The sequence below is a fragment of the Thalassospira australica genome (genome assembly GCF_044790785.1).
GTDB lineage: Bacteria > Pseudomonadota > Alphaproteobacteria > Rhodospirillales > Thalassospiraceae > Thalassospira > Thalassospira australica_A.
This window is the reverse complement of the sequence record NZ_CP085258.1, coordinates 1,283,963-1,306,902: the sequence shown is the minus strand read 5'-3', so window position 1 is coordinate 1,306,902 and position 22,940 is coordinate 1,283,963. Positions and strand designations below refer to the sequence as shown.

32 protein-coding genes are annotated in these 22,940 nt (G+C 55.8%); all 32 read right to left on the bottom strand.

All coding sequences use genetic code 11. The features are described 5' to 3' along the window. Positions 1–9: 9 nt before the first annotated feature. Positions 10–441, bottom strand: coding sequence for a 50S ribosomal protein L17 (gene rplQ / locus LG297_RS06250; protein ID WP_007091482.1), 432 nt, complete (start codon positions 439–441; stop codon positions 10–12). A 199-nt stretch (positions 442–640) separates the two neighbouring features. Continuing rightward, positions 641–1,657: a DNA-directed RNA polymerase subunit alpha gene (locus LG297_RS06245; RefSeq protein WP_007091483.1), complete on the bottom strand. Its 1,017-nt coding sequence runs from the start codon at positions 1,655–1,657 to the stop codon at positions 641–643. A 120-nt stretch (positions 1,658–1,777) separates the two neighbouring features. Further along, positions 1,778–2,170, bottom strand: a complete 393-nt coding sequence (rpsK, locus tag LG297_RS06240) for a 30S ribosomal protein S11 (protein WP_404426062.1) — start codon at positions 2,168–2,170, stop codon at positions 1,778–1,780. Between the two features lie 15 nt (positions 2,171–2,185). Then, complete coding sequence (gene rpsM, locus LG297_RS06235) at positions 2,186–2,554, bottom strand: 30S ribosomal protein S13 (protein ID WP_007091485.1); 369 nt, start codon at positions 2,552–2,554, stop codon at positions 2,186–2,188. A gap of 119 nt (positions 2,555–2,673) precedes the next feature. Further along, the gene (locus tag LG297_RS06230) at positions 2,674–3,318 is read right to left on the bottom strand and encodes an adenylate kinase (protein ID WP_404426061.1); all 645 of its coding nucleotides are present in this window, start codon (positions 3,316–3,318) and stop codon (positions 2,674–2,676) included. 33 nt (positions 3,319–3,351) lie between these two features. Then, positions 3,352–4,698, bottom strand: a complete 1,347-nt coding sequence (gene secY, locus LG297_RS06225; RefSeq protein WP_404426060.1) for a preprotein translocase subunit SecY — start codon at positions 4,696–4,698, stop codon at positions 3,352–3,354. 81 nt (positions 4,699–4,779) lie between these two features. Next, entirely contained in the window at positions 4,780–5,265 is a 486-nt protein-coding gene (gene rplO / locus LG297_RS06220) for a 50S ribosomal protein L15 (RefSeq protein WP_037990970.1), read from the bottom strand. Positions 5,266–5,295: 30 nt separating this feature from the next. Then, the gene (rpmD, locus tag LG297_RS06215) at positions 5,296–5,490 is read right to left on the bottom strand and encodes a 50S ribosomal protein L30 (RefSeq protein ID WP_007091489.1); all 195 of its coding nucleotides are present in this window, start codon (positions 5,488–5,490) and stop codon (positions 5,296–5,298) included. Positions 5,491–5,496: 6 nt separating this feature from the next. Continuing rightward, a complete protein-coding gene (gene rpsE / locus LG297_RS06210) occupies positions 5,497–6,078 on the bottom strand; it encodes a 30S ribosomal protein S5 (protein WP_007091490.1) in 582 nt (193 codons plus the stop codon). Positions 6,079–6,089: 11 nt separating this feature from the next. After that, positions 6,090–6,443, bottom strand: coding sequence for a 50S ribosomal protein L18 (gene rplR, locus LG297_RS06205; RefSeq protein WP_404426059.1), 354 nt, complete (start codon positions 6,441–6,443; stop codon positions 6,090–6,092). 11 nt (positions 6,444–6,454) lie between these two features. Then, positions 6,455–6,988 carry a 50S ribosomal protein L6 gene (gene rplF / locus LG297_RS06200; RefSeq protein ID WP_007091492.1) on the bottom strand — a complete coding sequence of 178 codons (534 nt, stop codon included), beginning with the start codon at positions 6,986–6,988 and terminating at the stop codon, positions 6,455–6,457. Positions 6,989–7,000: 12 nt separating this feature from the next. Then, complete coding sequence (gene rpsH / locus LG297_RS06195) at positions 7,001–7,399, bottom strand: 30S ribosomal protein S8 (RefSeq protein WP_062952336.1); 399 nt, start codon at positions 7,397–7,399, stop codon at positions 7,001–7,003. 12 nt (positions 7,400–7,411) lie between these two features. Next, a complete protein-coding gene (gene rpsN, locus LG297_RS06190; RefSeq protein WP_062952335.1) occupies positions 7,412–7,717 on the bottom strand; it encodes a 30S ribosomal protein S14 in 306 nt (101 codons plus the stop codon). Between the two features lie 14 nt (positions 7,718–7,731). After that, on the bottom strand, positions 7,732–8,271 hold the full coding sequence (rplE, locus tag LG297_RS06185) for a 50S ribosomal protein L5 (RefSeq protein ID WP_404426058.1): 540 nt from the start codon (positions 8,269–8,271) through the stop codon (positions 7,732–7,734). Positions 8,272–8,282: 11 nt separating this feature from the next. After that, positions 8,283–8,600: a 50S ribosomal protein L24 gene (rplX, locus tag LG297_RS06180; protein ID WP_007091496.1), complete on the bottom strand. Its 318-nt coding sequence runs from the start codon at positions 8,598–8,600 to the stop codon at positions 8,283–8,285. Beyond that, positions 8,600–8,968 (bottom strand): 50S ribosomal protein L14, encoded by a 369-nt coding sequence (gene rplN, locus LG297_RS06175; RefSeq protein WP_007091497.1) that lies wholly within the window; start codon positions 8,966–8,968, stop codon positions 8,600–8,602. Before rplN ends, rplX begins: the two co-directional genes overlap by 1 nt. A 34-nt stretch (positions 8,969–9,002) precedes the next feature. After that, complete coding sequence (rpsQ, locus tag LG297_RS06170) at positions 9,003–9,236, bottom strand: 30S ribosomal protein S17 (RefSeq protein ID WP_007091498.1); 234 nt, start codon at positions 9,234–9,236, stop codon at positions 9,003–9,005. A 26-nt stretch (positions 9,237–9,262) separates the two neighbouring features. Further along, positions 9,263–9,463, bottom strand: coding sequence for a 50S ribosomal protein L29 (gene rpmC, locus LG297_RS06165; RefSeq protein ID WP_007091499.1), 201 nt, complete (start codon positions 9,461–9,463; stop codon positions 9,263–9,265). 6 nt (positions 9,464–9,469) lie between these two features. After that, a complete protein-coding gene (gene rplP / locus LG297_RS06160; RefSeq protein ID WP_007091500.1) occupies positions 9,470–9,889 on the bottom strand; it encodes a 50S ribosomal protein L16 in 420 nt (139 codons plus the stop codon). A 12-nt stretch (positions 9,890–9,901) separates the two neighbouring features. Then, entirely contained in the window at positions 9,902–10,588 is a 687-nt protein-coding gene (gene rpsC / locus LG297_RS06155) for a 30S ribosomal protein S3 (RefSeq protein ID WP_404426057.1), read from the bottom strand. Further along, positions 10,588–10,968, bottom strand: a complete 381-nt coding sequence (gene rplV / locus LG297_RS06150; RefSeq protein ID WP_007091502.1) for a 50S ribosomal protein L22 — start codon at positions 10,966–10,968, stop codon at positions 10,588–10,590. The genes rpsC and rplV overlap by 1 nt, the downstream gene beginning before the upstream one ends. 2 nt (positions 10,969–10,970) lie before the next feature. Continuing rightward, positions 10,971–11,249, bottom strand: a complete 279-nt coding sequence (gene rpsS / locus LG297_RS06145; RefSeq protein ID WP_007091503.1) for a 30S ribosomal protein S19 — start codon at positions 11,247–11,249, stop codon at positions 10,971–10,973. A 16-nt stretch (positions 11,250–11,265) separates the two neighbouring features. After that, on the bottom strand, positions 11,266–12,093 hold the full coding sequence (gene rplB / locus LG297_RS06140) for a 50S ribosomal protein L2 (RefSeq protein ID WP_007091504.1): 828 nt from the start codon (positions 12,091–12,093) through the stop codon (positions 11,266–11,268). A 3-nt stretch (positions 12,094–12,096) separates the two neighbouring features. Beyond that, positions 12,097–12,399 (bottom strand): 50S ribosomal protein L23, encoded by a 303-nt coding sequence (locus LG297_RS06135; RefSeq protein ID WP_007091505.1) that lies wholly within the window; start codon positions 12,397–12,399, stop codon positions 12,097–12,099. Continuing rightward, a complete protein-coding gene (gene rplD, locus LG297_RS06130; RefSeq protein ID WP_404426056.1) occupies positions 12,396–13,016 on the bottom strand; it encodes a 50S ribosomal protein L4 in 621 nt (206 codons plus the stop codon). Before rplD ends, LG297_RS06135 begins: the two co-directional genes overlap by 4 nt. Before the next feature lie 5 nt (positions 13,017–13,021). Then, positions 13,022–13,741, bottom strand: coding sequence for a 50S ribosomal protein L3 (gene rplC, locus LG297_RS06125; RefSeq protein ID WP_062952329.1), 720 nt, complete (start codon positions 13,739–13,741; stop codon positions 13,022–13,024). 16 nt (positions 13,742–13,757) lie between these two features. After that, positions 13,758–14,066 carry a 30S ribosomal protein S10 gene (rpsJ, locus tag LG297_RS06120; RefSeq protein ID WP_007091508.1) on the bottom strand — a complete coding sequence of 103 codons (309 nt, stop codon included), beginning with the start codon at positions 14,064–14,066 and terminating at the stop codon, positions 13,758–13,760. A 118-nt stretch (positions 14,067–14,184) separates the two neighbouring features. Continuing rightward, positions 14,185–15,375 carry an elongation factor Tu gene (gene tuf / locus LG297_RS06115; RefSeq protein ID WP_040059651.1) on the bottom strand — a complete coding sequence of 397 codons (1,191 nt, stop codon included), beginning with the start codon at positions 15,373–15,375 and terminating at the stop codon, positions 14,185–14,187. 28 nt (positions 15,376–15,403) lie between these two features. After that, complete coding sequence (fusA, locus tag LG297_RS06110) at positions 15,404–17,485, bottom strand: elongation factor G (RefSeq protein ID WP_404426055.1); 2,082 nt, start codon at positions 17,483–17,485, stop codon at positions 15,404–15,406. Positions 17,486–17,512: 27 nt separating this feature from the next. After that, the gene (rpsG, locus tag LG297_RS06105) at positions 17,513–17,980 is read right to left on the bottom strand and encodes a 30S ribosomal protein S7 (RefSeq protein WP_007092426.1); all 468 of its coding nucleotides are present in this window, start codon (positions 17,978–17,980) and stop codon (positions 17,513–17,515) included. A gap of 12 nt (positions 17,981–17,992) precedes the next feature. Then, positions 17,993–18,364 carry a 30S ribosomal protein S12 gene (gene rpsL, locus LG297_RS06100; protein WP_007092427.1) on the bottom strand — a complete coding sequence of 124 codons (372 nt, stop codon included), beginning with the start codon at positions 18,362–18,364 and terminating at the stop codon, positions 17,993–17,995. 374 nt (positions 18,365–18,738) lie between these two features. Continuing rightward, positions 18,739–22,932 (bottom strand): DNA-directed RNA polymerase subunit beta', encoded by a 4,194-nt coding sequence (gene rpoC / locus LG297_RS06095; protein ID WP_404426054.1) that lies wholly within the window; start codon positions 22,930–22,932, stop codon positions 18,739–18,741. Positions 22,933–22,940: the final 8 nt, after the last annotated feature.

Below are 22,940 nucleotides of genomic sequence, written 5' to 3'. Positions count from 1 at the left end.
AAACGTTGCTTATTCAGCAGACGCTTCTTCGCCTTCGCCCTCTGCTTCAAGGCGAGCACGGTCTTCCGCGCCTTTGGCTTCCGGGTTGCGATCAACGAGTTCGATCACAGCAACCGGAGCAGCATCGCCATAACGGAAGCCAGCCTTGAGAACGCGGGTGTAACCACCCGAACGCTCTTTGTAGCGATCAGCGATTTCGCCGAACAGCTTGGCAACGACTTTCTCGTCACGCAGGATCGAAATGGCCTGACGGCGTGCATGCAGGTCGCCCCGCTTGCCCAGCGTAATCAGTTTTTCGACATACGGGCGAAGATCCTTGGCCTTCGGAAGAGTGGTTTTGATCTGCTCGTGGGTGAGCAGCGAAACCGCCATGTTAGAGAACATCGCCTTACGATGGGACGAAGTACGATTAAGCTTACGGCCTTGCATACCGTGACGCATAGGAACTCTCCTTATTGCCTTGGCTTCGCGCACGAAACCGATTGTGATACCGCGCCGCCACCCTGACTAAATCAGGTCATGCACGTGCGGTTTTGGGCACCAGCCCGCCAGAAATTCCGAATACCGGGTTTCTGGTTGGGGCAGAACGCCTGCCCCGGCAGTCAAAAGAAGCACCGACCCGAAGGCCGAAGCCCCGTTCTTAGAACGGGTCTTCGAACTTGCGTGCCAGTTCTTCGATGTTTTCCGGCGGCCAACCGCCGACTTCCATACCAAGATGCAGGCCCATCTGCGCCAGGACATCCTTGATTTCGTTCAGCGATTTACGACCAAAGTTCGGCGTGCGAAGCATTTCTGCTTCGGTTTTCTGAACCAGATCACCGATATAGATGATGTTGTCGTTCTTGAGGCAGTTTGCTGAACGGACCGAGAGCTCAAGCTCGTCGACCTTGCGCAGCAGATTGCGGTTGAACGGCAGTTCGTCTTCTTTCTTCTCTTCGACAACCGCTTCCGGCTCGTCGAAGTTGACGAACAGCGACAGCTGGTCCTGAAGGATACGAGCGGCAAGCGCCATTGCATCTTCCGGGGTGACCGAGCCGTTGGTTTCAACGGTCAGCGACAGCTTGTCATAATCGGTATCCTGACCAACACGGGTGTTTTCCACCTTGTAGGCCACTTTACGGATCGGGCTGAAGATTGCATCGATCGGAATAAGACCGATCGGCGCATCCGACGAACGATGCGAGGTCGCAGCAACATAGCCTTTACCGTTATCAACGGTAAATTCGATGTTCAGCGTCGCACCATCATCAAGATGGCACAGCTCGAGATCCGGGTTAAGGATTTCGATATCGGCACCGGTTTCGATCTGACCCGCGGTGACAGCACCCGGACCAGTCGCTTTAAGCGCCATTTTCTTCGGACCTTCGGCATGCATGCGCACACCCATGGTCTTGATATTCAGGATGATGTCGGTGACATCTTCACGCACGCCCGGGATCGACGAAAATTCGTGCAATACACCGTCAATCTGGATCGCAGTAACCGCCGAACCCTGGAGCGACGACAGCAGAATGCGACGCAGCGCGTTACCCAGAGTCTGACCAAAACCGCGCTCCAGCGGTTCCGCCACGATCGTACCGATGCGGCTGGCATCCGTACCCGGAGTAACATCAAGCTTGGTCGGCTTAATCAGTTCCTGCCAGTTCTTTTGAATCACGAGACCCACCTTCGCAACTGGAGCCTATGGTAAGGGGGGCACAAAATTGGCCCCCGCGAGAAACGCGAAGAGGCCCGGTCGCCCGGGCCCAAACGCGGGGTCGTCCGCAGATCGGCGCGATTAGACGCGACGACGTTTACGCGGACGGCAACCGTTGTGCGGGATCGGCGTTACGTCTTTGATCGACGTAATGGTAAAACCAACCGCCTGAAGCGCACGAAGAGCAGATTCACGTCCCGAACCCGGGCCTTTAACCTGAACTTCAAGGGTTTTCATACCGTGTTCAGCAGCCTTTTTGGCAGCGTCTTCGGCAGCAACCTGTGCAGCATACGGGGTCGATTTACGCGAACCGCGGAAACCCATACCACCAGCGGTCGACCAGGAAATGGTGTTTCCCTGAACGTCGGTGATGGTAATCATGGTGTTGTTGAAGGTCGCATTTACGTGCGCGATACCGTTCGTAATGTTCTTCCGCTCGCGGCGACGTACGCGAGTCTGAGGAGCTTTTGCCATTGTCTGTCCCCTACCTTACTTCTTCTTGCCAGCGATCGGCTTAGCCGGGCCCTTGCGGGTGCGGGCGTTGGTGTGGGTACGCTGACCGCGTACCGGGAGACCGCGACGATGACGCAGACCGCGATAGCAGCCCAGATCCATCAGACGTTTAATGTTCATTGCGGTTTCACGACGAAGGTCGCCTTCGACGGTGTAATCAGCGTCGATGACTTCACGCACCTTGAGAACCTGGTCATCAGAGAGCTGATGAACGCGGGTTGCTGCTTCGATGCCAACCTTTGCGCAAATTTCTTTAGCTTTCGCCGGGCCAATGCCGGTGATGTAGGTAAGCGCAATCACGACACGCTTCGCGGTCGGGATATTTACGCCAGCAATACGAGCCACTGTGTGAGACTCCTGTTTCCTGTTAACAAACCCTGCGGCAGATCCGGTAGGACGGGGCGCTGCAAAAGCGGGCCAGCATACTGCCAACCCGCCAGCAAAAAAACGCCCTGCCCGGGAAATTACCCCAGGATGGCTTCTATCTCGCGCGTAACTTCGTCGATTTCGGCCATCCCGTCAACTGTTTTCAGCTTACCGGCATTCTCATAGTAGGGAATGATCGGTGCTGTCTGCTTGTGATAAGCTTCCAGTCGCGAGGTGACCGTGTCGGCATTGTCATCCGCACGGCGTTTGAATTCGGTGCTGCCACATACGTCGCAAACACCGTCCTGCTTGGGTTTCTGGAACTCGTCATGATAGCCCTGCCCGCATTTCGCGCAGGTGTAACGACCAACGATACGTGCCACAAGGGCCGCATCGTCAACCCGCAACTCAATCACATAATCAAGTGCCAGACCCTTGGTTTCCAGCATCTCGTCCAAAGCTTCCGCCTGGGCCGTGGTGCGTGGAAAACCATCCAGAATGAAACCGTTTTTGGTATCATCCTGTTCAAGTCGTTCAGAAATCAGACCGATCATCAGATCGTCGGAGACGAGCTTGCCCGCATCCATGACTTCCTTTGCCTTCTGCCCCAGCTCGGTTCCGGCCGCAACCGCTGCACGCAGCATGTCACCGGTCGAAAGCTGAATCATGCCGCGTCCCGTTTCAAGACGCTTTGCCTGGGTTCCTTTGCCAGCACCCGGAGGGCCAAGAAGGATAATGTTCATTGTCGTCCCCCTGAAGGTCTTCGTGGCGCCGCCTTAGCGACGGCGTCCACGCAATTTGGATTTCTTGATCAGGCCTTCATACTGGTGAGCCAGCATATGCGACTGGATCTGTGCTACGGTATCCATGGTTACCGTGACAACGATCAGCAAGCTAGTCCCACCAAAGTAGAACGGCACCGACCATTCGGCGATCAGCAATTCCGGCAGGATACAAACAAATGACAGATAAGCCGCACCGACGACCGTAAGACGGGTCAGGATGAAATCCAGATAGTTGGCGGTATTCTTGCCCGGGCGGATGCCCGGAATGAAGCCACCATGTTTTTTCAGGTTGTCTGCCGTATCTTCCGGGTTGAAAACAACCGCCGTGTAGAAGAAGGCAAAGAAGACGATCAACGCGATATACAGACCGATATAAAGCGGCTGGCCACGGCCAAGCAACGCGGTCACGGTGCTGAGCCACGCAGGCGCATCCACACCGGCAGTAAACTGCGCAACCGACAGCGGCATCAGCAGAAGAGAGCTTGCAAAGATCGGCGGGATCACACCGGCAGTATTGATCTTGAGCGGCAGATGCGAGCTCTGACCTTCCATGACCTTCATGCCGACCTGGCGTTTCGGATACTGGATCAGAACACGGCGCTGGGCACGTTCCACAAACACGATGAAGGCAATCACGGCAATCGCCAGCACGATGATCGTAACGATCACCAGTGCGGAAATCGCGCCGGTACGGCCCAGTTCAAGGGTGCCTGCGATCGCGGCGGGAAGGCCCGCAACAATACCGGCGAAAATGATCAGCGAAATGCCGTTACCGATACCGCGCTGGGTGATCTGTTCGCCCAGCCACATCAGGAACATGGTACCACCGACAAGGGTGATAACCGCGGTAAAGCGGAAGAACATGCCCGGATCGTGAACCGCAGAACCGGTCGAACCGCTCATGCTTTCAAGACCGACGGCAATGCCCCAGGCCTGGATCGTGGCGATCAGAACGGTAAGATAGCGCGTATATTGATTAATCTTTTTACGCCCCTGTTCGCCCTCTTTTTTCATAGCCTCAAGGCTTGGCGAAACAGTGGTCATCAACTGAATGATGATCGAGGCAGAGATATAAGGCATGATGTTCAGCGCGAAGATGGTCATGCGCCCGAGCGCACCACCAGCAAACATGTCGAACATGCCCAGGACGCCACCAGCATTCTGCTGGAAAATATCAGCAAGAATGGACGGGTCAACGCCGGGAATCGGGATATATGTTCCCAGACGGTAAACTATAAGCGCGCCCAACGTGAACCAGATGCGCTTTTTAAGCTCGGTTGCCTTAGAAAAAGACGACCAGTTCAGGTTCGCGGCAAGCTGCTCGGCGGCCGATGCCATGCACTTATCTCCCAATAGGCTAAAACTGGAGGGTCCGGTCCCGTAATCTTGGGAACCGGACCCTCACGTAGTCATAGAGGCTTATTCTGCGGTTTCTGCTGCGGCAACCGGAGCAAGAACCTTGACCGAGCCACCCGCTTTCTCGACGGCTTCGATAGCCGACTTGGAAGCACCGGTGATTTCGATGTTCAGTTTCGCTTTCAGTTCGCCTTTGGCGAGCAGACGCAGACCGTCTTTCTGCGGACGGGCCAGGCCTTTTTCGACCAGAACGTCGATGGTGACATTCGCACCTTCTTCAAGAACACCGTTATCAACGGCGGTCTGAAGGGTACCAAGGTTCACGACACCGAACAGTTTCCGGAACGGATTTTTAAAGCCGCGCTTCGGAAGACGACGGTAGATTGGCATCTGCCCGCCTTCGAAGCCATTGATCGCTACACCGGAACGGGACGTCTGACCCTTCTGACCTGCGCCAGAAGTTTTGCCTTTGCCCGAACCGATACCGCGACCGACGCGGGTGCGCGCCTTGCGGGCACCCGGGTTATCGGCAAGTTCGTTGAGTTTCATTAATCAACACCTTTTCGATCTGGTGGCCAATCAGGCCTCGTCCACGCGGACGAGGTGCTTGACCTTGGCGATCATACCGCGAACAGCCGGAGTATCTTCCAGCTCACGAGTCCGGTGCAGTTTGTTCAGGCCAAGACCCACAAGGGTCTGGCGCTGATCAGCCGGACGTCCGATCGGCGAACCCGTCTGGGTAACGCGTACGGTCGCTTTTTTCTTGGCAGCCATATCGAATTACTCCTTTTCGAGAACGGCGGCCGCAGCCGAACCGCTATCGCGACGGGCAACGATCTCGCCAACCTTCAGGCCGCGTTTTGCAGCGACCTGACGCGGTGAAGCACCGTTGACCAGAGCGTCAAGAGTTGCACGGATAACGTTGTGCGGGTTGTTCGAACCGGTGCATTTGGACACGACGTCCTGAACACCCATGGTTTCGAAAACCGCGCGCATCGCACCGCCAGCAATGATACCGGTACCAGCCGGCGCAGAACGGAGAATAACCCGGCCTGCACCAAAATGGCCCTGCACATCGTGGTGAAGGGTACGGCCTTCACGCAACGGAACGCGGATCATGTTGCGCTTGGCTGCTTCGGTAGCCTTGCGGATCGCTTCCGGAACTTCACGGGCTTTGCCCGTGCCGTATCCGACGCGACCGCGCTGGTCACCGACGACAACCATTGCGGAGAAAGCAAAGCGACGACCGCCCTTAACGACTTTCGCGACGCGGTTGATACCAACCAGCTTGTCGACGAGTTCGTTTTCTTCACGGGCTTTCGGCGCCTGCTGCTGCTGTTGTGTATTCTGATTACGTGCCATGGTCGTGCTCCTTAGAAGTCCAGACCGCCCTCACGGGCGGCATCGGCCAGAGCTTTCACCCGGCCATGGAACAAATACCCGCCACGATCGAATACGACCGTTTTCACACCAGCGGCAACGGCACGTTCGGCAATAGCTTTACCGACCAGCACAGCTGCATCGGCATTGCTGCCTTTGCCACCGAGATCTTTCTCGGCCGACGATGCGCAGACAAGAGTCTTGCCTGCCAGATCGTCGATGATCTGTGCATAGATATGCGCGTTGGAACGGTGCACGCTGAGGCGCGGGCGACCGGCCGCTTTCTGGCGGATCGCAAAACGAACGCGGCGTTTGCGGCGCTCGAAGAGGTTTCTCGCGTTTTTCATCGTGCCAGTCCTTACTTCTTCTTGCCTTCTTTGCGCAAGATATACTCGCCTTCGTAACGGACACCTTTGCCTTTGTAAGGCTCCGGACCGCGCCAGCCGCGTGCATTTGCAGCGAACTGACCAACGAGCTGTTTATCTGCGCCAGAGATGGCGATAAGGGTCGGCTTTTCTGCGACGACGTTAAGACCCGCGGGGATCTCCATTTCCACGTCATGAGAGAAGCCAAGCTGCAGAACCAGTTTATTGCCCTGGACCTGCGCACGGTAACCAACACCGGTGATTTCCAGTTTCTTGGTGAAGCCGTCCGAAACCCCGGTTACGAGGTTTGCGATATTGGCACGCGTGGTACCCCAGAGGGCACGTGCGCGCTTCGTATCGTTGGCCGGTTTCACGGTGATCTGGTTGTCATCCTGTGAAACAGTTACGTCCGAGGTCAGCGGCAGACGAAGCTCACCGAGCTTGCCTTTTGCACTGATCTGTTCTTCGGTCAGGGTGATGGTAACGCCGCTAGGCACGACCACCGGGTTTTTTCCTACTCGCGACATCGTTGGCCCTCCTTAGAATACCTTGCAGAGGATTTCGCCGCCGACATTCTGCTCGCGAGCCTCCTGATCCGACAGAACCCCTTTCGGAGTGGATAGGACTGCGATGCCCAGACCGTTGTATACTTTCGGAAGATCTTTGATCTTCGAATACACACGACGACCCGGGGTCGAGACGCGGTCGATCTGCTTAATCACGCCTTCGCCCTCAAAATATTTGAGTTCGATGTTGATTTCGCTGACGCCCTTGCGAATTTCATTAATGCTGTAACCGCGGATGTAGCCTTCGCGCTGGAGAACATCCAGCACACCGGTACGCAGTTTTGAAGCCGGCGAAGCAACGCTGGATTTACCAACGCGCTGACCGTTGCGGATACGCGTGAGCATATCGCCTACGGGATCAGTCATCGACATGTGATGTCCTCCTTACCAGCTCGACTTCACCATGCCCGGGATCTGACCACGCGAAGCAAGTTCGCGAAGGGCGATACGGGACAGGCGGAATTTGCGATAGACACCGCGCGGACGACCGGAAACCTGGCAGCGGATACGCTGACGGATACGGGCCGAGTTACGCGGCAGCTGGGCGAGTTTGATCACAGCCGCGATACGATCCTCGGGGGACGTCTCGCGATTGCTGATGACCGCTTTAAGGGCGGCACGCTTGGCAGCATGCTGCTTAGCCAGGCGCTCACGTTTAAGTTCGCGCTGAACGGCGCTTTTCTTGGCCATGGGCCAACCTCCAGTTAGTTTCCGAACGGAAGATCAAAGCCCTTGAGAAGGGCGAGAGCTTCGGCGTCGGACTTTGCCGTGGTGCAAATGATGATGTCCATCCCGCGAACCGAGTCGACTTTGTCGTACTCGACTTCAGGAAAGACGAACTGTTCCTTGAGGCCCATGGCAAAGTTGCCACGACCATCGAAGGATTTTTTGTTCAGGCCGCGGAAGTCACGAACGCGCGGAAGCGCGACAGTGACCAGACGGTCCAGGAACTCGTACATACGGTCGCGACGCAGGGTCACTTTACAACCGATGTTCATGCCTTCACGAAGCTTGAAAGCCGCTACCGACTTTTTCGCTTTGGTGAAGATAGGCTTCTGACCGGTGATGGCAGCGAGATCCGCAGCCGCACCTTCCAGCTTTTTGCGATCCTGGGTGGCGTCGCCGACACCCATATTGATCACGATCTTCTCGAGGCGCGGAACCTCCATGGAGTTCACATAGGAGAACTCCTTCTGGAGTGCGTCACGCACCACTTCTTTGTAATGTTCGCGCAGGCGCGTCATTTTTCCGTCCCTCAGTTGTCGATGACTTCGCCGCTGAGCTTCGCTACGCGAACCTTGCGACCATCATCGAGGGTCTTGAAACCGACGCGGGTCGGCTTGTTTTCTTTCGGGTCGACAATCGCCACGTTGGAAACGTTGATTTTCGCTTCCTTCTCGACGATGCCGCCAGCATCAGCACCGGTCGGGCGCTGGTGACGTTTCACCAGGTTGATGCCCGAAACCAGAACCTTGTTCTCGGTTGGGAAAGCGGCGATAACTTCGCCGGTTTTCCCTTTGTCTTTACCCGTCAGAACAATGACGCGATCACCCTTTTTAATCTTGGCAGCCATTACAGCACCTCCGGGGCAAGCGAAATGATCTTCATGTAACCGCGCGAACGAAGTTCACGGGTTACCGGGCCGAAAATACGCGTACCGATAGGCTCGCCGTTCGCATTGATAAGAACGGCCGCATTACGGTCAAAGCGGATCGCCGATCCATCGGAACGACGAATTTCCTTTGCGGTCCGAACGATGACAGCTTTGTGTACTGCACCCTTCTTAACACGACCGCGCGGAATGGCTTCCTTGACGGAAACCACGATAACATCACCGACATTAGCGGTTTTGCGCTTCGAGCCGCCCAGCACCTTGATGCACTGAACACGGCGAGCGCCGCTATTATCGGCAACGTCCAGATTGGACTGCATCTGGATCATGGGTTTACCCCTTGACTATGGTTGGGCTGAGGACTCACTCCTCGACCACTACTTCCCAAGACTTCAATTTCGAGATCGGCCGGCATTCGCGAATACGAACGACGTCACCCGTCTTGAAGCGGTTCTCTTCATCATGCGCGTGGAATTTCTTCGACTTGCGCACATACTTTTTATACAGCGGGTGCATGACCTGGCGTTCCACACGGACCACCACAGTCTTGTCGTTTTTTGTCGAAACGACTGTCCCCTGCAATACACGCCTCGGCATGTGTCTTAACTCCTATGCGTGTCCAGTTAGGCCGCAGTAGCACCCTTCTCGTTTCCGAGAAGGGTTTTGATGCGGGCGATATCACGGCGGACCTTACGGACCTGCGCAGTGTTCTCGAACTGACCGGAAGCCTGCTGGAAACGCATATTGAACGATTCCTTACGCAGGTCGAGCAGCATCTGTTTTAGTTCATCAGCGCTTTTCGCGCGGAGATCAGCAATTTTCATCACTAATTACTCCCCTTCACCAAGACGCGTGACAAACTTGGTCTTGATCGGCAATTTTGCCGCTGCGAGCTCAAAGGCCCGACGTGCAAGATCCAGCGGAACACCGTCAAGTTCAAACATAATCCGACCCGGTTTCACACGTGCCGCCCAATATTCAACAGAGCCCTTGCCTTTACCCTGACGGACTTCAGCAGGCTTCTGAGATACCGGGAGATCCGGGAAAACGCGGATCCACACACGGCCCTGACGGCGCATGTGGCGGGTGATCGCGCGGCGGGCCGCTTCGATCTGACGCGCCGTTATACGCTCCGGCTCCAAGGCTTTCAAGCCATAAGCGCCGAAATTAAGTTCCGTACCACCTTTGGCCTCACCTTTAAGGCGGCCTTTGTGTGCTTTACGGAACTTTGTACGTTTTGGAGAAAGCATCTCTCTATCTCCTTACTTACGACCTGAACCAGCCGACTCGAGCGCTTTACGCTCGGAAGCCAACGGATCGTGAGCCATGATTTCGCCCTTGAAGATCCAGACCTTCAGACCGCAAACACCATAGGTGGTGTGTGCTTCCGAAGTGCCGTAATCAACGTCCGCACGCAGAGTGTGCAGCGGAACGCGACCTTCACGGTACCATTCGGTACGAGCGATTTCAGCACCACCAAGACGACCGGCAGCATTAATACGAATGCCACCAGCACCGAGACGGATTGCGTTCTGAACCGAGCGCTTCATAGCGCGACGGAACGAAACACGGCGCTCAAGCTGCTGGGCGATGTTGTCAGCGACCAGCTTGGCATCGATTTCCGGTTTACGGATTTCGATGATGTTAACCTGCACTTCCGACTTGGTCAGTTTCTGCAGATCGTTCTTGAGCTTCTCGATGTCCTGGCCTTTTTTCCCGATAACAACGCCCGGACGGGCAGAGTGGATCGAGATACGGGCTTTTTTCGCCGGACGTTCGATAATCACCTTCGATACACCCGCCTGTTTCAGACGGTCGAAGATGTATTGACGGATCGCCAGGTCTTCATGAAGAAGGCCAGCGAAATCGGCCTTGTTGGCGTACCAGCGGGAATCCCACGTACGGTTGATGCCAACGCGCAGACCGATCGGATTTACTTTCTGACCCATTACTCGGCCTCCTCACGTTCGCAGACGACGATGCGCATGTTGGAGAACGGCTTGATGATCTTGCCGACGCGACCGCGTGCGCGGGCCCGCCAACGTTTCATCACGAATGCCTTACCAACAGTCGCCTCTTTGATAAAGAGACGGTCGACATCAAGCTGGTGATTGTTCTCGGCATTAGCGATTGCCGATTCCAGCAGCTTTTTGACGTCCTGCGAAATGCGTTTGTTGGAGAAGGTGAGCTCTGCCAAAGCAGCCTCTGCCTTCATACCACGGATCGACTCGGCGACGAGGTTGAGCTTACGCGGGGAAATGCGTACTGCCCGGAGCGAAGCCGCAGCCTCGTTGTCCGCCAGCCGACGGATGTCAGCTTTTTTACCCATCGTTACTTCCTCTTCGCCTTCTTGTCGGCCGCGTGACCATAGTAGGTACGGGTCGGCGAAAACTCGCCGAACTTATGACCGATCATATCTTCGTTCACAAGTACCGGCAGAAACTTCTGGCCATTGTAAACCCCAAAGGTGAGGCCTACGAATTGCGGCAAAATCGTCGAGCGCCGCGACCAGGTCTTGATTACCTCATTCCGGCCTGAAGCACGGACTGTTTCGGCTTTCTTAAGAAGGTATCCGTCTACAAACGGACCCTTCCAAACGGAACGCGCCATAGTCTAGCCTCCTCCGTTAGCTCTTATGACGACGGCGCATGATGAGCGCGTCAGTCTTTTTGTTCGAGCGGGTACGTTTGCCCTTGGTAGGCTTGCCCCACGGCGTAACCGGGTGACGACCACCCGAAGTGCGACCTTCACCACCACCATGCGGGTGATCGATCGGGTTCATGGCAACACCACGAACCGAAGGACGCTTGCCAAGCCAGCGATTGCGGCCTGCTTTACCAAGGTTTGTGTTCTGCTGGTCCTGGTTGGACACGGCACCGATGGTAGCCATGCATTCACCACGAACCAAACGTACCTCACCGGAGGACAGCTTAAGCTGGGCGTAACCCTGGTCCTTGCCGACAAGCTGCACATAGGTGCCTGCCGAACGTGCGATCTGACCACCTTTACCGGCTTTCAGTTCGACGTTATGGACGATGGTACCGACCGGAATATTCTTCAGCGGTGCGGCATTGCCCGGCTTAATATCTACGCGTTCGGCTGCAACAATGTTGTCGCCGACAGCAAGACGCTGCGGTGCGAGGATGTAGGCCAACTCGTCATCGGAATAACGAACCAGGGCGATAAACGCCGTGCGGTTCGGATCATATTCCAGACGTTCGACCGTACCAACGACATCAAACTTGGTACGTTTGAAGTCGATAATGCGGTAACGACGCTTGTGACCACCACCAATACGGCGGGCGGTGATACGACCAGAGTTGTTACGGCCACCTTTCTTGCGAAGACCTTCGGTCAACGCTTTGATCGGCTTGCCCTTGTGGAGATCGGAACGATCGACAAGAACCAGCTGACGGCGACCAGGAGAGGTTGGTTTAAACTTCTTCAAAGCCATGTCTTAGATTCCCGTCGTCACGTCGATGGACTGACCCTCTTCGAGGGTAACCATCGCTTTCTTGAAATCGCTCCGGCGACCGACAGTACCGCGAAAACGCTTGGTCTTGCCTTTTACCACAGAGGTATTGACCGCCTTGACCTTCACCCCGAACAGACCTTCCACAGCAGCCTTGATCTCCGGCTTGGTGGCGTCGATCGCAACTTTGAACGCAACGGCATTGTGTTCAGAAATCAGCGTCGACTTTTCAGTGATATGCGGGGCGCGGATGACTTCGTACATCCGCTCTTTGCTGATGATCGTCATTTGAGACGTGCCTCCAACGCTTCGACCGCACCCTTGGTCAGCACCAGGGTGTCACGGCGCAGGATGTCATAGACGTTAGCACCAATCTCGGGCAGCACATCAATCTGCGGGATGTTGCGCGCAGCACGTGCAAAGCCCTCATTGACCTGCGAACCGTCGATGATCAGTGCAGATTTCCAGCCGAGCTTAGCGAAAACTGCGACCAGATTCTTGGTTTTGGCGTCCGAGAATTCCGCATTATCAAGAACGATAAGCTTACCGTCCTTTGCTTTGGCCGACAGAGCGGTTTTCAGCGCGAGCTTACGGAATTTCTTGGTCAGATCGTGCGAATGATCGCGAACACGCGGACCATGCGCCACACCACCACCACGGAACTGTACGGCTTTGCGGGAACCGTGACGTGCACCGCCACTACCCTTCTGACGTACGAACTTTTTCGTGGTCGCAGAGATCTCGCTCTTTTCCTTGACCTTGTGGGTCCCGGCGCGACGTTTTGCCAGCTGCCAGTTCACCATGCGGTGAAGGATGTCACGACGAACGTCCAGACCAAAGATCTCTTCTGCGAGATCGATGTTACCTGCCTTGGACGCGTCAAGTTTCAGAATATCGTGCTTCATGATGCTTATTCCTTATCCTCGGCGGCAGCTTCTTCAGCAGCCGGGGCAGCAGCACCCTTAAGCGCGGCCGGGAACGGCAGACCTTCCGGTGCAGCACGTTTCACAGCATCCTTGACAAGGACATACGCACCAGCATGACCCGGAACAGCACCGTGAACCAGAACAAGACCCTTGTCAGCGTCGGTAGAGACGATTTTCAGGGACTGAACGGTAACGCGAGCCGCACCCATGTGACCAGCCATCTTCTTACCTTTGAAGACGCGGCCCGGATCCTGGCACTGACCGGTGGAACCATGCGAACGGTGCGATACAGACACACCGTGCGACGCACGCAGACCACCGAAGTTATGGCGCTTCATCGCACCGGCAAAACCTTTACCGATGGAGGTGCCGATAACGTCAACGAACTGGCCTTCGACAAAGTGGGCAGCCGAAAGTTCGGCACCGACTTCGATTAGGGCATCTTCGCTAACGCGGAATTCAGCAAGTTTGGCTTTCGGCTCGACCTTGGCTTTTGCGAAGTGACCGCGCATCGGCTTCGATACGTTTTTCACTTTTGCTTTGCCATAGCCAAGCTGAACAGCAACGTAACCGTCGGTGTCGCTGGTACGATTAGCAACGACCTGAAGGTTATCGACTTTCAGAACGGTGACAGGAAGGTGCACGCCTTCGTCCGTGAAGACGCGAGTCATGCCAACCTTCTGGGTAATAAGTCCACTACGCATTGCGGCTTACTCCCGATTAAAGTTTGATCTCGACGTCGACGCCTGCAGCCAGGTCGAGCTTCATCAGAGCATCAACGGTCTGGGGAGTCGGGTCGACAATGTCGAGAAGACGCTTATGCGTACGGATTTCGAACTGTTCACGCGATTTCTTATCGATGTGCGGAGACCGCAGAACAGTGTATTTCTCAATGCGGGTCGGCAGCGGAATCGGGCCGCGGACCTCTGCGCCAGTGCGCTTCGCCGTATTGACGATCTCGCGCGTGGACTGATCCAGCACGCGATGGTCAAACGCCTTCAGGCGAATGCGAATGTTCTGACTATCCATGTAATTATGTACCGGAGCCCTCAAAAGGACACCGGCCCCTCAACTGGAGTTGACGATTGCCGCAAAAGTGTTGCGGGCGGCTTACATAGCCGCCCGCTTCACAAAGATCAAGAGAAAATTACTCGATGATCTTGGCAACAACGCCCGCGCCGACGGTACGACCGCCTTCACGGATTGCGAAACGCAGACCTTCGTCCATTGCAATCGGTGCAATGAGGGTCGCGGTCATCTGGACGTTGTCGCCCGGCATAACCATTTCCGTGCCTGCCGGCAGCTCGATCGAGCCGGTGACGTCAGTGGTACGGAAGTAGAACTGCGGACGGTAGTTTGAGAAGAACGGCGTGTGACGGCCACCTTCATCCTTGGTCAGGATGTAGGCTTCTGCAGTGAACTTGGTGTGCGGCTTGATCGAGCCGACATGTGCCAGAACCTGGCCACGCTCGACGTCTTCACGTTTGGTGCCGCGCAGCAGCGCGCCGATATTGTCGCCAGCTTCACCCTGATCGAGCAGCTTGCGGAACATTTCAACGCCGGTGACGATCGTTTTGACGGTATCTTTGATACCGACGATTTCGACTTCTTCACCAACCTTGACGATACCGGTTTCAACACGGCCGGTCACAACCGTACCACGACCCGAAATCGAGAACACGTCCTCGATCGGCATCAGGAACGGACGGTCTTTCGGACGTTCCGGTGCCGGGATGTAGCTGTCAACAGCTTCCATCAGCTTCAGGATCGCTTCTTTGCCAATCGCGTCATCACGACCTTCAAGGGCTGCCAGAGCCGAACCTTTAACGATCGGAATGTCGTCGCCCGGGAAGTCGTAGGACGACAGAAGTTCACGGATTTCCATTTCGACGAGTTCGAGGAGTTCCTCGTCATCGACCTGGTCAACCTTGTTCATGAACACGACGAGGGCCGGAACGCCAACCTGACGCGCAAGCAGGATGTGCTCGCGGGTCTGCGGCATCGGGCCGTCTGCTGCCGAAACAACCAGGATGCCGCCGTCCATCTGTGCCGCACCGGTGATCATGTTCTTGACATAGTCAGCGTGGCCCGGGCAGTCGACGTGCGCATAGTGGCGGTTCGCCGTTTCATATTCGACGTGCGCGGTCGAGATCGTGATACCACGAGCTTTCTCTTCCGGTGCCTTGTCGATCATGCTGTAGTCCTGGAACGATGCCCCGCCGCTCTCTGCGAGAACTTTGGTGATCGCTGCGGTCAGCGTGGTTTTACCGTGGTCAACGTGGCCGATGGTGCCGACGTTCACGTGCGGTTTTGTACGGGCAAATTTTTCTTTAGCCATTTCTAACTCCGTTTATTCTGGCTTCGCCTTAGCCGGCCGACTTGGCCTTGACTTCGTCCGCAACTGCCTGCGGGACATCGGCGTAATGATCGAACTGCATCACGAACTGGGCACGGCCCTGGGACATGGAACGCAGTGTATTGACGTAACCGAACATGTTCGCCAGCGGGACAAACGCGCTAACAACGCGTGCAATACCACGGGAATCCATGTCACGGACCTGACCACGGCGACTGTTAAGGTCACCAATGATGTCGCCCATGTATTCTTCCGGCGTCACAACTTCGACACTCATGATCGGCTCAAGAAGCTTCGGACGAGCTTTCGAGAGACCTTCACGGAAGGCAGCACGTGCTGCGATTTCGAAGGCCATCACGCTCGAGTCAACGTCGTGATATGCACCGTCGGTCAGGGTGACCGAGAAGTCGGTAACCGGGAAGCCGGCGATCACACCGTTGTTAAGCGAGGTTTCAAGGCCTTTCTGAACGCCCGGAATGTATTCCTTCGGAACGTTACCGCCAACGACGGTATCCTTGAAGGAGAACCCGCTGCCCGGTTCACCCGGGGTGAAGGTCAACTTGATACGTGCGAACTGACCCGAACCACCCGACTGTTTCTTGTGGGTGTAATCGATGTCGACTTCCTGGGAAATCGTCTCACGATAAGCAACCTGCGGCGCGCCGACATTTGCTTCGACTTTGAATTCACGCTTCATGCGATCGACGATGATGTCGAGGTGAAGCTCGCCCATACCGGAAATGATGGTCTGGCCGGATTCGTGGTCGGTTTTCACGCGGAACGACGGATCTTCCTGTGCAAGACGTGCAAGGGCGAGACCCATTTTCTCCTGGTCGGCTTTCGATTTCGGCTCTACAGCGATCTCGATAACCGGATCCGGGAATTCCATACGCTCAAGGATGATCGGCTTGGCAGTGTCGCAAAGGGTGTCACCGGTGGTGGTATCCTTCAGACCGACCAGAGCAACGATGTCGCCCGAGCAAGCGTATTTGATTTCTTCGCGGTTGTTTGAATGCATAAGCAGCATACGGCCGATACGTTCTTTCTTCTCTTTGACAGAGTTCAGAACATACGAACCGGCTTCAAGCATACCGGAATAAATACGAACGAAGGTCAGCGAGCCAACGAACGGGTCGCTCATGATCTTGAATGCAAGACCGGAGAACGGTGCTTCGTCGTTCAGCGGACGTGAGTCCGGCTCGTCTTCGGTGCCCGGCTTGATGCCGCGCACGTCTTCGATGTCGTCCGGTGCCGGCATGTAATCGATGACGGCATCAAGAAGCGGCTGAACGCCTTTGTTCTTGAACGCAGTACCGCAAAGGACCGGAACCAGTTCGCCTTTCAGCGTACCTTTACGGATACACTTCTTGAGAACTTCCTCGGATGGCATTTCGCCTTCGAGGTAAGCCTCCATGGCAGCTTCGTCACACTCAACAGCCTGTTCGATCAGAGCTTCACGGTACTCTTCAGCCTGGTCTTTGAGCGAATCGCGGATGTCGCGATATTCGAATTCAGCGCCGAGGCTTTCGTCTTTCCAGACGATTTCCTGGTTTTTAACCAGATCGACAACGCCTTCGAATTCCATTTCGGAACCAATCGGCAACTGCATGACAGCGGCATTGGCACCGAGACGGTCTTTGATCATTTTGACGCAGCGGAAGAAGTCCGCACCGGTACGGTCCATTTTGTTGACAAAGCACATACGCGGAACGCGGTACTTGTCAGCCTGGCGCCATACGGTTTCGGTCTGCGGTTCAACACCGGAAACGGCATCGAAAACAGCGCATGCACCATCGAGAACACGAAGCGAACGTTCAACTTCAATCGTGAAGTCAACGTGGCCCGGGGTATCAATGATATTGATGCGGTTGTCTTTCCAGAAGCAGGTCGTCGCGGCAGACGTAATCGTGATGCCGCGTTCCTGTTCCTGTTCCATCCAGTCCATGGTCGCGGCGCCGTCGTGGACTTCGCCGATCTTGTAGGACTTGCCGGTGTAGAAAAGAATTCGCTCGGTGGTCGTCGTTTTACCAGCATCGATGTGTGCCATGATGCCAATATTGCGATACCGAGAGATCGGAGTGCGTTGTACCATAATCGACTCTTGATCCTGAGGTCTGGATTACCAGCGGTAATGAGCGAAAGCCTTGTTGGCTTCGGCCATCCGGTGGGTGTCTTCGCGCTTCTTGACGGCCGAGCCACGGTTGTTGGCAGCGTCCATCAGTTCCCCGGCGAGACGACCAACCATGGTCGTTTCGGAACGTTTGCGGGCAGCGTCAACCAGCCAGCGAATGGCCAGTGCCTGACGGCGCTCGGAACGAACTTCAACCGGAACCTGATAGGTAGCACCACCGACACGGCGCGAACGAACTTCGACGTTCGGCTTTACGTTGTCCATGGCTTCATGGAACTGGGCTACCGGATCGGCACCCTTGCCTTCCATGACTTCCAGTGCGCCATAAACGATCTTCTCGGCGGCGGATTTTTTACCGTCGAGCATCAGACCGTTCATGAATTTGGTCAGAACCTTATCGCCATATTTGGCGTCAGGCAAAACTTCGCGCTTTTCAGCAGCGTGACGACGTGACATCTGAGCTGCTCCTTATTTCGGGCGTTTCGCGCCGTATTTCGAACGACGCTGTTTACGGTCTTTGACACCCTGCGTATCGAGGGTACCGCGAATGATGTGGTAACGCACACCCGGCAAATCCTTTACGCGGCCGCCACGGATCATGACGACAGAGTGTTCCTGCAGGTTGTGACCTTCACCCGGAATGTAGCTGGTGACTTCGTAGCCGTTGGTCAAACGGACACGGGCAACCTTACGAAGTGCCGAGTTCGGCTTCTTCGGGGTCGTGGTGTAGACACGGGTGCATACGCCGCGTTTCTGCGGGCAGGCTTCCAGTGCCGGAACCATGTCGCGCTGGGTGCGCGGAGTCCGCGATTTGCGGATCAACTGGTTGATAGTGGGCATTAACTTTCCCTTTGTACTTTAACGGACGCCACAAGGGCGCTGCTCTATCGACGCACGACGAACGACCGCATGCGTTTGCAAATTCTGCAAACGCAAATACGGACCGCCCATTACGCAGGATCATCCTGCCCTCGACGGCCGTTAGAGTCGCACTCAAGCGACGGGGGGCAAAACCGCCCGCTGCCAAGCGATTTGGCACCGGCACAGCTACACCCCCCGAGATTCGGTGGGCGCATACTAGTGACGGCCCCATTTCGCGTCAAGCAAAACCCTTTGGGCCTTCGAGTTGGCGCTTCAAACGCCGAGGCGAACCGGTGCATCGATAGATAATTCCCGGTTCGCCTCTGATTCTTTAACAAGCTTGCGCGGCGATTTTACTCGCCGGCCGGCAAGGACGGGGACTCGGCATCGGACTGAGGTCCGAAATTGTCGCCGATTTCCTCTTCTGCCTCGATCTGTACGTTCTTGTCGCGTTCGGCGGCAAGGGCGCGGAAGCGGTTCATCACCGCACCGGTACCTGCCGGGATCAGACGACCCACGATCACGTTTTCTTTCAGACCGATCAGGGTATCGGTTTTGCCCGACACGGCTGCTTCGGTAAGAACGCGCGTGGTTTCCTGGAACGATGCGGCCGAGATGAAGGAATGCGTCTGGAGCGAAGCTTTGGTGATCCCCTGAAGGACCGGTGCAGCTTCGGCCAGTTCGCCACCTTCTTTGACGGCACGTTCGTTTTCGGCATCGAAATCGACACGGTCGATGATTTCGCCAACCAGAAGCGTGGTGTCACCGGTTTTGGTCACTTCCACTTTCTGAAGCATCTGACGAACGATGACTTCGATGTGCTTGTCGTTAATCTTCACGCCCTGCAAACGGTAGACTTCCTGAATCTCGTTGACCAGGTAGTCGGCCAGTGCCGGAACGCCCATGACGCGCAGGATATCGTGCGGGACCGGCGAACCGTCAAGCAACTGGTCGCCCTTCTCCACGAAGTCCCCTTCCTGAACGGCAAGATGCTTGCCTTTCGGGATCATGTATTCAACCGGTTCGGTCAGACCACTGTCTTCAAGCGGATGCACGATGACACGACGCTTGTTCTTGTAGTCCTTGCCGAATTCGACACGGCCGGCGATGTCGGCGATGATGGCGTGGTCCTTGGGCTTGCGCGCCTCGAACAATTCAGCCACACGCGGCAGACCACCGGTGATGTCACGGGTCTTCGAACCTTCGCGCGGAATACGTGCAAGCACGTCACCGGCGTTGACTTTCTGACCGTTCTCGACCGAGAGAATGGCATCAACCGACAGGAAGTAACGGGCTTCAAGGCCGTTATCCAGGTTGATGACCTCGCCGTCTTCGTTACGGAGCGTAACGCGCGGCTTGAGGTCGGATGCCTTGGGCATGCTCTTCCAGTCGATAACCGTTTTCGAGGCGATACCGGTCGCTTCGTCATAGACTTCGCGAATGGTTACGTTCTCGAGAAGGTCGACATAGTTCACATAACCTTCTTTCTCGGTGATGATCGGCAGGGTGTACGGATCCCATTCGGCCAGTTTCTGGCCACGCGTGATCTGGTCACCGTCATCGGCAAGAAGTTTCGCACCATACGGAACGCGGTATTTCGCACGTTCGCGGCCGGTCTTGTCGATCAGCAGAATTTCAAGGTTACGCGCCATGACGATCATGACACCGCTTGAATTCGTAACGACGGCACGGTTCTTCAGTTTCACGGTTGCATCGAAGTTGGCTTCGACACCGGAAACTTCCGCACCACGCTGTGCCGCACCACCAATGTGGAACGTACGCATCGTAAGCTGCGTGCCCGGCTCGCCGATCGACTGTGCGGCAATAACACCGACAGCTTCACCAATGTTCACCGTGGTACCGCGTGCCAGGTCACGACCATAGCAATGACCGCAAACGCCGGTTTCGGCATCACAGGTCAGAACCGAACGGATACGCGCGGTTTCAACACCGGCTTTTTCGATCAGGTCAAGGTGATCTTCGACAACCATTTCGTTCTTCGGCACGATGACTTCGCCGGTTGACGGATTGACAATCTCGTCAGCGGTGAAACGACCGAGGATACGATCAGACAGCGTCTCGATAACTTCGCCGGAATCGACAACCGCAGCAATATCGAGGCCGCGTTCGGTACCGCAATCATGCTGGGTGATGATGCTGTCCTGTGCGACGTCGACGAGACGACGGGTCAGATAACCCGAGTTCGCCGTTTTCAATGCGGTATCGGCCAGACCTTTACGGGCACCGTGGGTGGAGTTGAAGTACTCCTGCACGGTCAGGCCTTCTTTGAAGTTCGAGATAATCGGAGTCTCGATGATCGAGCCGTCCGGCTTTGCCATCAGGCCGCGCATCGCTGCGAGCTGACGCATCTGGGCGGCAGAACCACGGGCACCGGAGTGCGCCATCATGTAAACCGAGTTCACATTGTCACCTTCTGCCGTTGCCGAGATGACTTTCATCATCGCTTCGGAAACGTCATCGGTGCATTGCGACCAGGCGTCGACGACCTTGTTGTATTTCTCACCACGCGTGATCAGACCGTCCTGGTACTGCTGCTCGTATTCCTTGACCTTGTCATGGGTCGCACCAACCAGGGTTTCCTTGGCTTCCGGAATGATCATGTCATCCTTGCCAAACGAAATACCGGCTTTGCATGCCCAGTTAAAGCCAAGAGCCATCATGCGGTCAGCAAAGATAACGGTCTCTTTCTGGCCACAGTGACGATAGACGACATCGATAACGTTCGAGACGTCTTTCTTGGTCAGCAGCTTGTTGATGGTCGCGAACGGAATGCGCGGATGACGCGGCAGCAGTTCGGACAGCAACATGCGACCCGCCGTGGTCTGAACACGGATGGTGATCGGCTCGTTGTTTTCATCAACCGTTTTGTAACGTGCATTGATTTTCGAATGCAGGGTCACAACACCGGCATCAAGAGCCTGTTCGATTTCAGCGATATTGACAAAGGACATGCCCTCGCCCGGCTGACCGTCGCGTTCCATCGAGATGTAGTAAAGACCAAGGACAATATCCTGCGACGGCACGATGATCGGTTTACCCGAAGCCGGCGAAAGGATGTTGTTGGTCGACATCATCAGGGTACGTGCTTCAAGCTGCGCTTCAAGCGACAGCGGCACGTGAACGGCCATCTGGTCACCGTCGAAGTCGGCGTTGAAAGCCGTACAAACGAGCGGATGCAGCTGGATTGCCTTACCTTCGATCAGGGTCGGCTCGAACGCCTGGATACCAAGACGGTGAAGGGTCGGCGCACGGTTAAGCATGACCGGATGTTCACGGATAACCTGCTCAAGGATATCCCAGACTTCGGCACGCTCTTTTTCCACCATACGCTTTGCAGCCTTGATGGTGGTTGCCATCCCGTACAGTTCAAGCTTCGCATAGACGAACGGCTTGAACAGTTCGAGCGCCATTTTCTTCGGCAGGCCGCACTGATGCAGTTTCAGGTTCGGACCAACCGTGATAACCGAACGACCGGAATAGTCGACGCGTTTACCCAGAAGGTTCTGACGGAAACGACCCTGCTTGCCTTTAAGCATGTCCGACATCGATTTGAGCGGACGCTTGTTGGCACCGGTGATCGGACGACCGCGACGGCCGTTGTCAAACAGCGCGTCAACCGATTCCTGAAGCATACGTTTTTCGTTACGCACGATGATATCGGGCGCACGAAGCTCGATCAGGCGCTTCAGACGGTTGTTACGGTTGATCACACGACGGTAAAGGTCGTTCAGATCGGACGTTGCGAAACGGCCGCCATCCAGCGGAACCAGCGGACGCAGTTCTGGCGGAATGACCGGAATCACTTCAAGAATCATCCATTCCGGACGCGCACCGGACTCCTGGAAAGCTTCGATCAGCTTCAGGCGTTTGACCAGCTTCTTGCGCTTGGCTTCGGAATTGGTTTCCTTGAGGTCGATTTTCGCGGTTTCGCGTTCGTCATCAAGATCGATCGCTGCAAGCATGTCGCGGATCGCTTCGGCGCCGATACCGGCACGGAAGCTGTCTTCGCCATACTCTTCCTGTGCGGTCATGTACTGATCTTCAGAAAGAAGCTCACCCATCTTGAGCGGGGTCAGACCCGGCTCGATGACCACATAGTTTTCGAAATACAGAATGCGCTCAAGATCCTTGAGCGTCATGTCCAGCAGCAGACCAAGGCGGCTCGGCAGCGACTTCATGAACCAGATATGGGCAACCGGTGCCGCCAGTTCGATGTGGCCCATACGCTCGCGACGTACTTTGGCCAGAGTCACTTCGACGCCGCACTTCTCACAGATAATGCCGCGATATTTCATACGCTTGTACTTGCCGCACAAGCATTCGTAATCCTTCACCGGACCAAAAATGCGCGCACAGAACAGGCCGTCGCGCTCCGGTTTAAAGGTCCGGTAGTTGATGGTCTCCGGTTTCTTGATCTCGCCGAACGACCAGGAGCGGATACGCTCCGGGCTGGCAATCTGAATCCGGATCTGATCGAAGCTCTGGGTGCCCTGCGGCTGCCCGAAGATCTTCATCAACTCGTTCATAAAGGCTC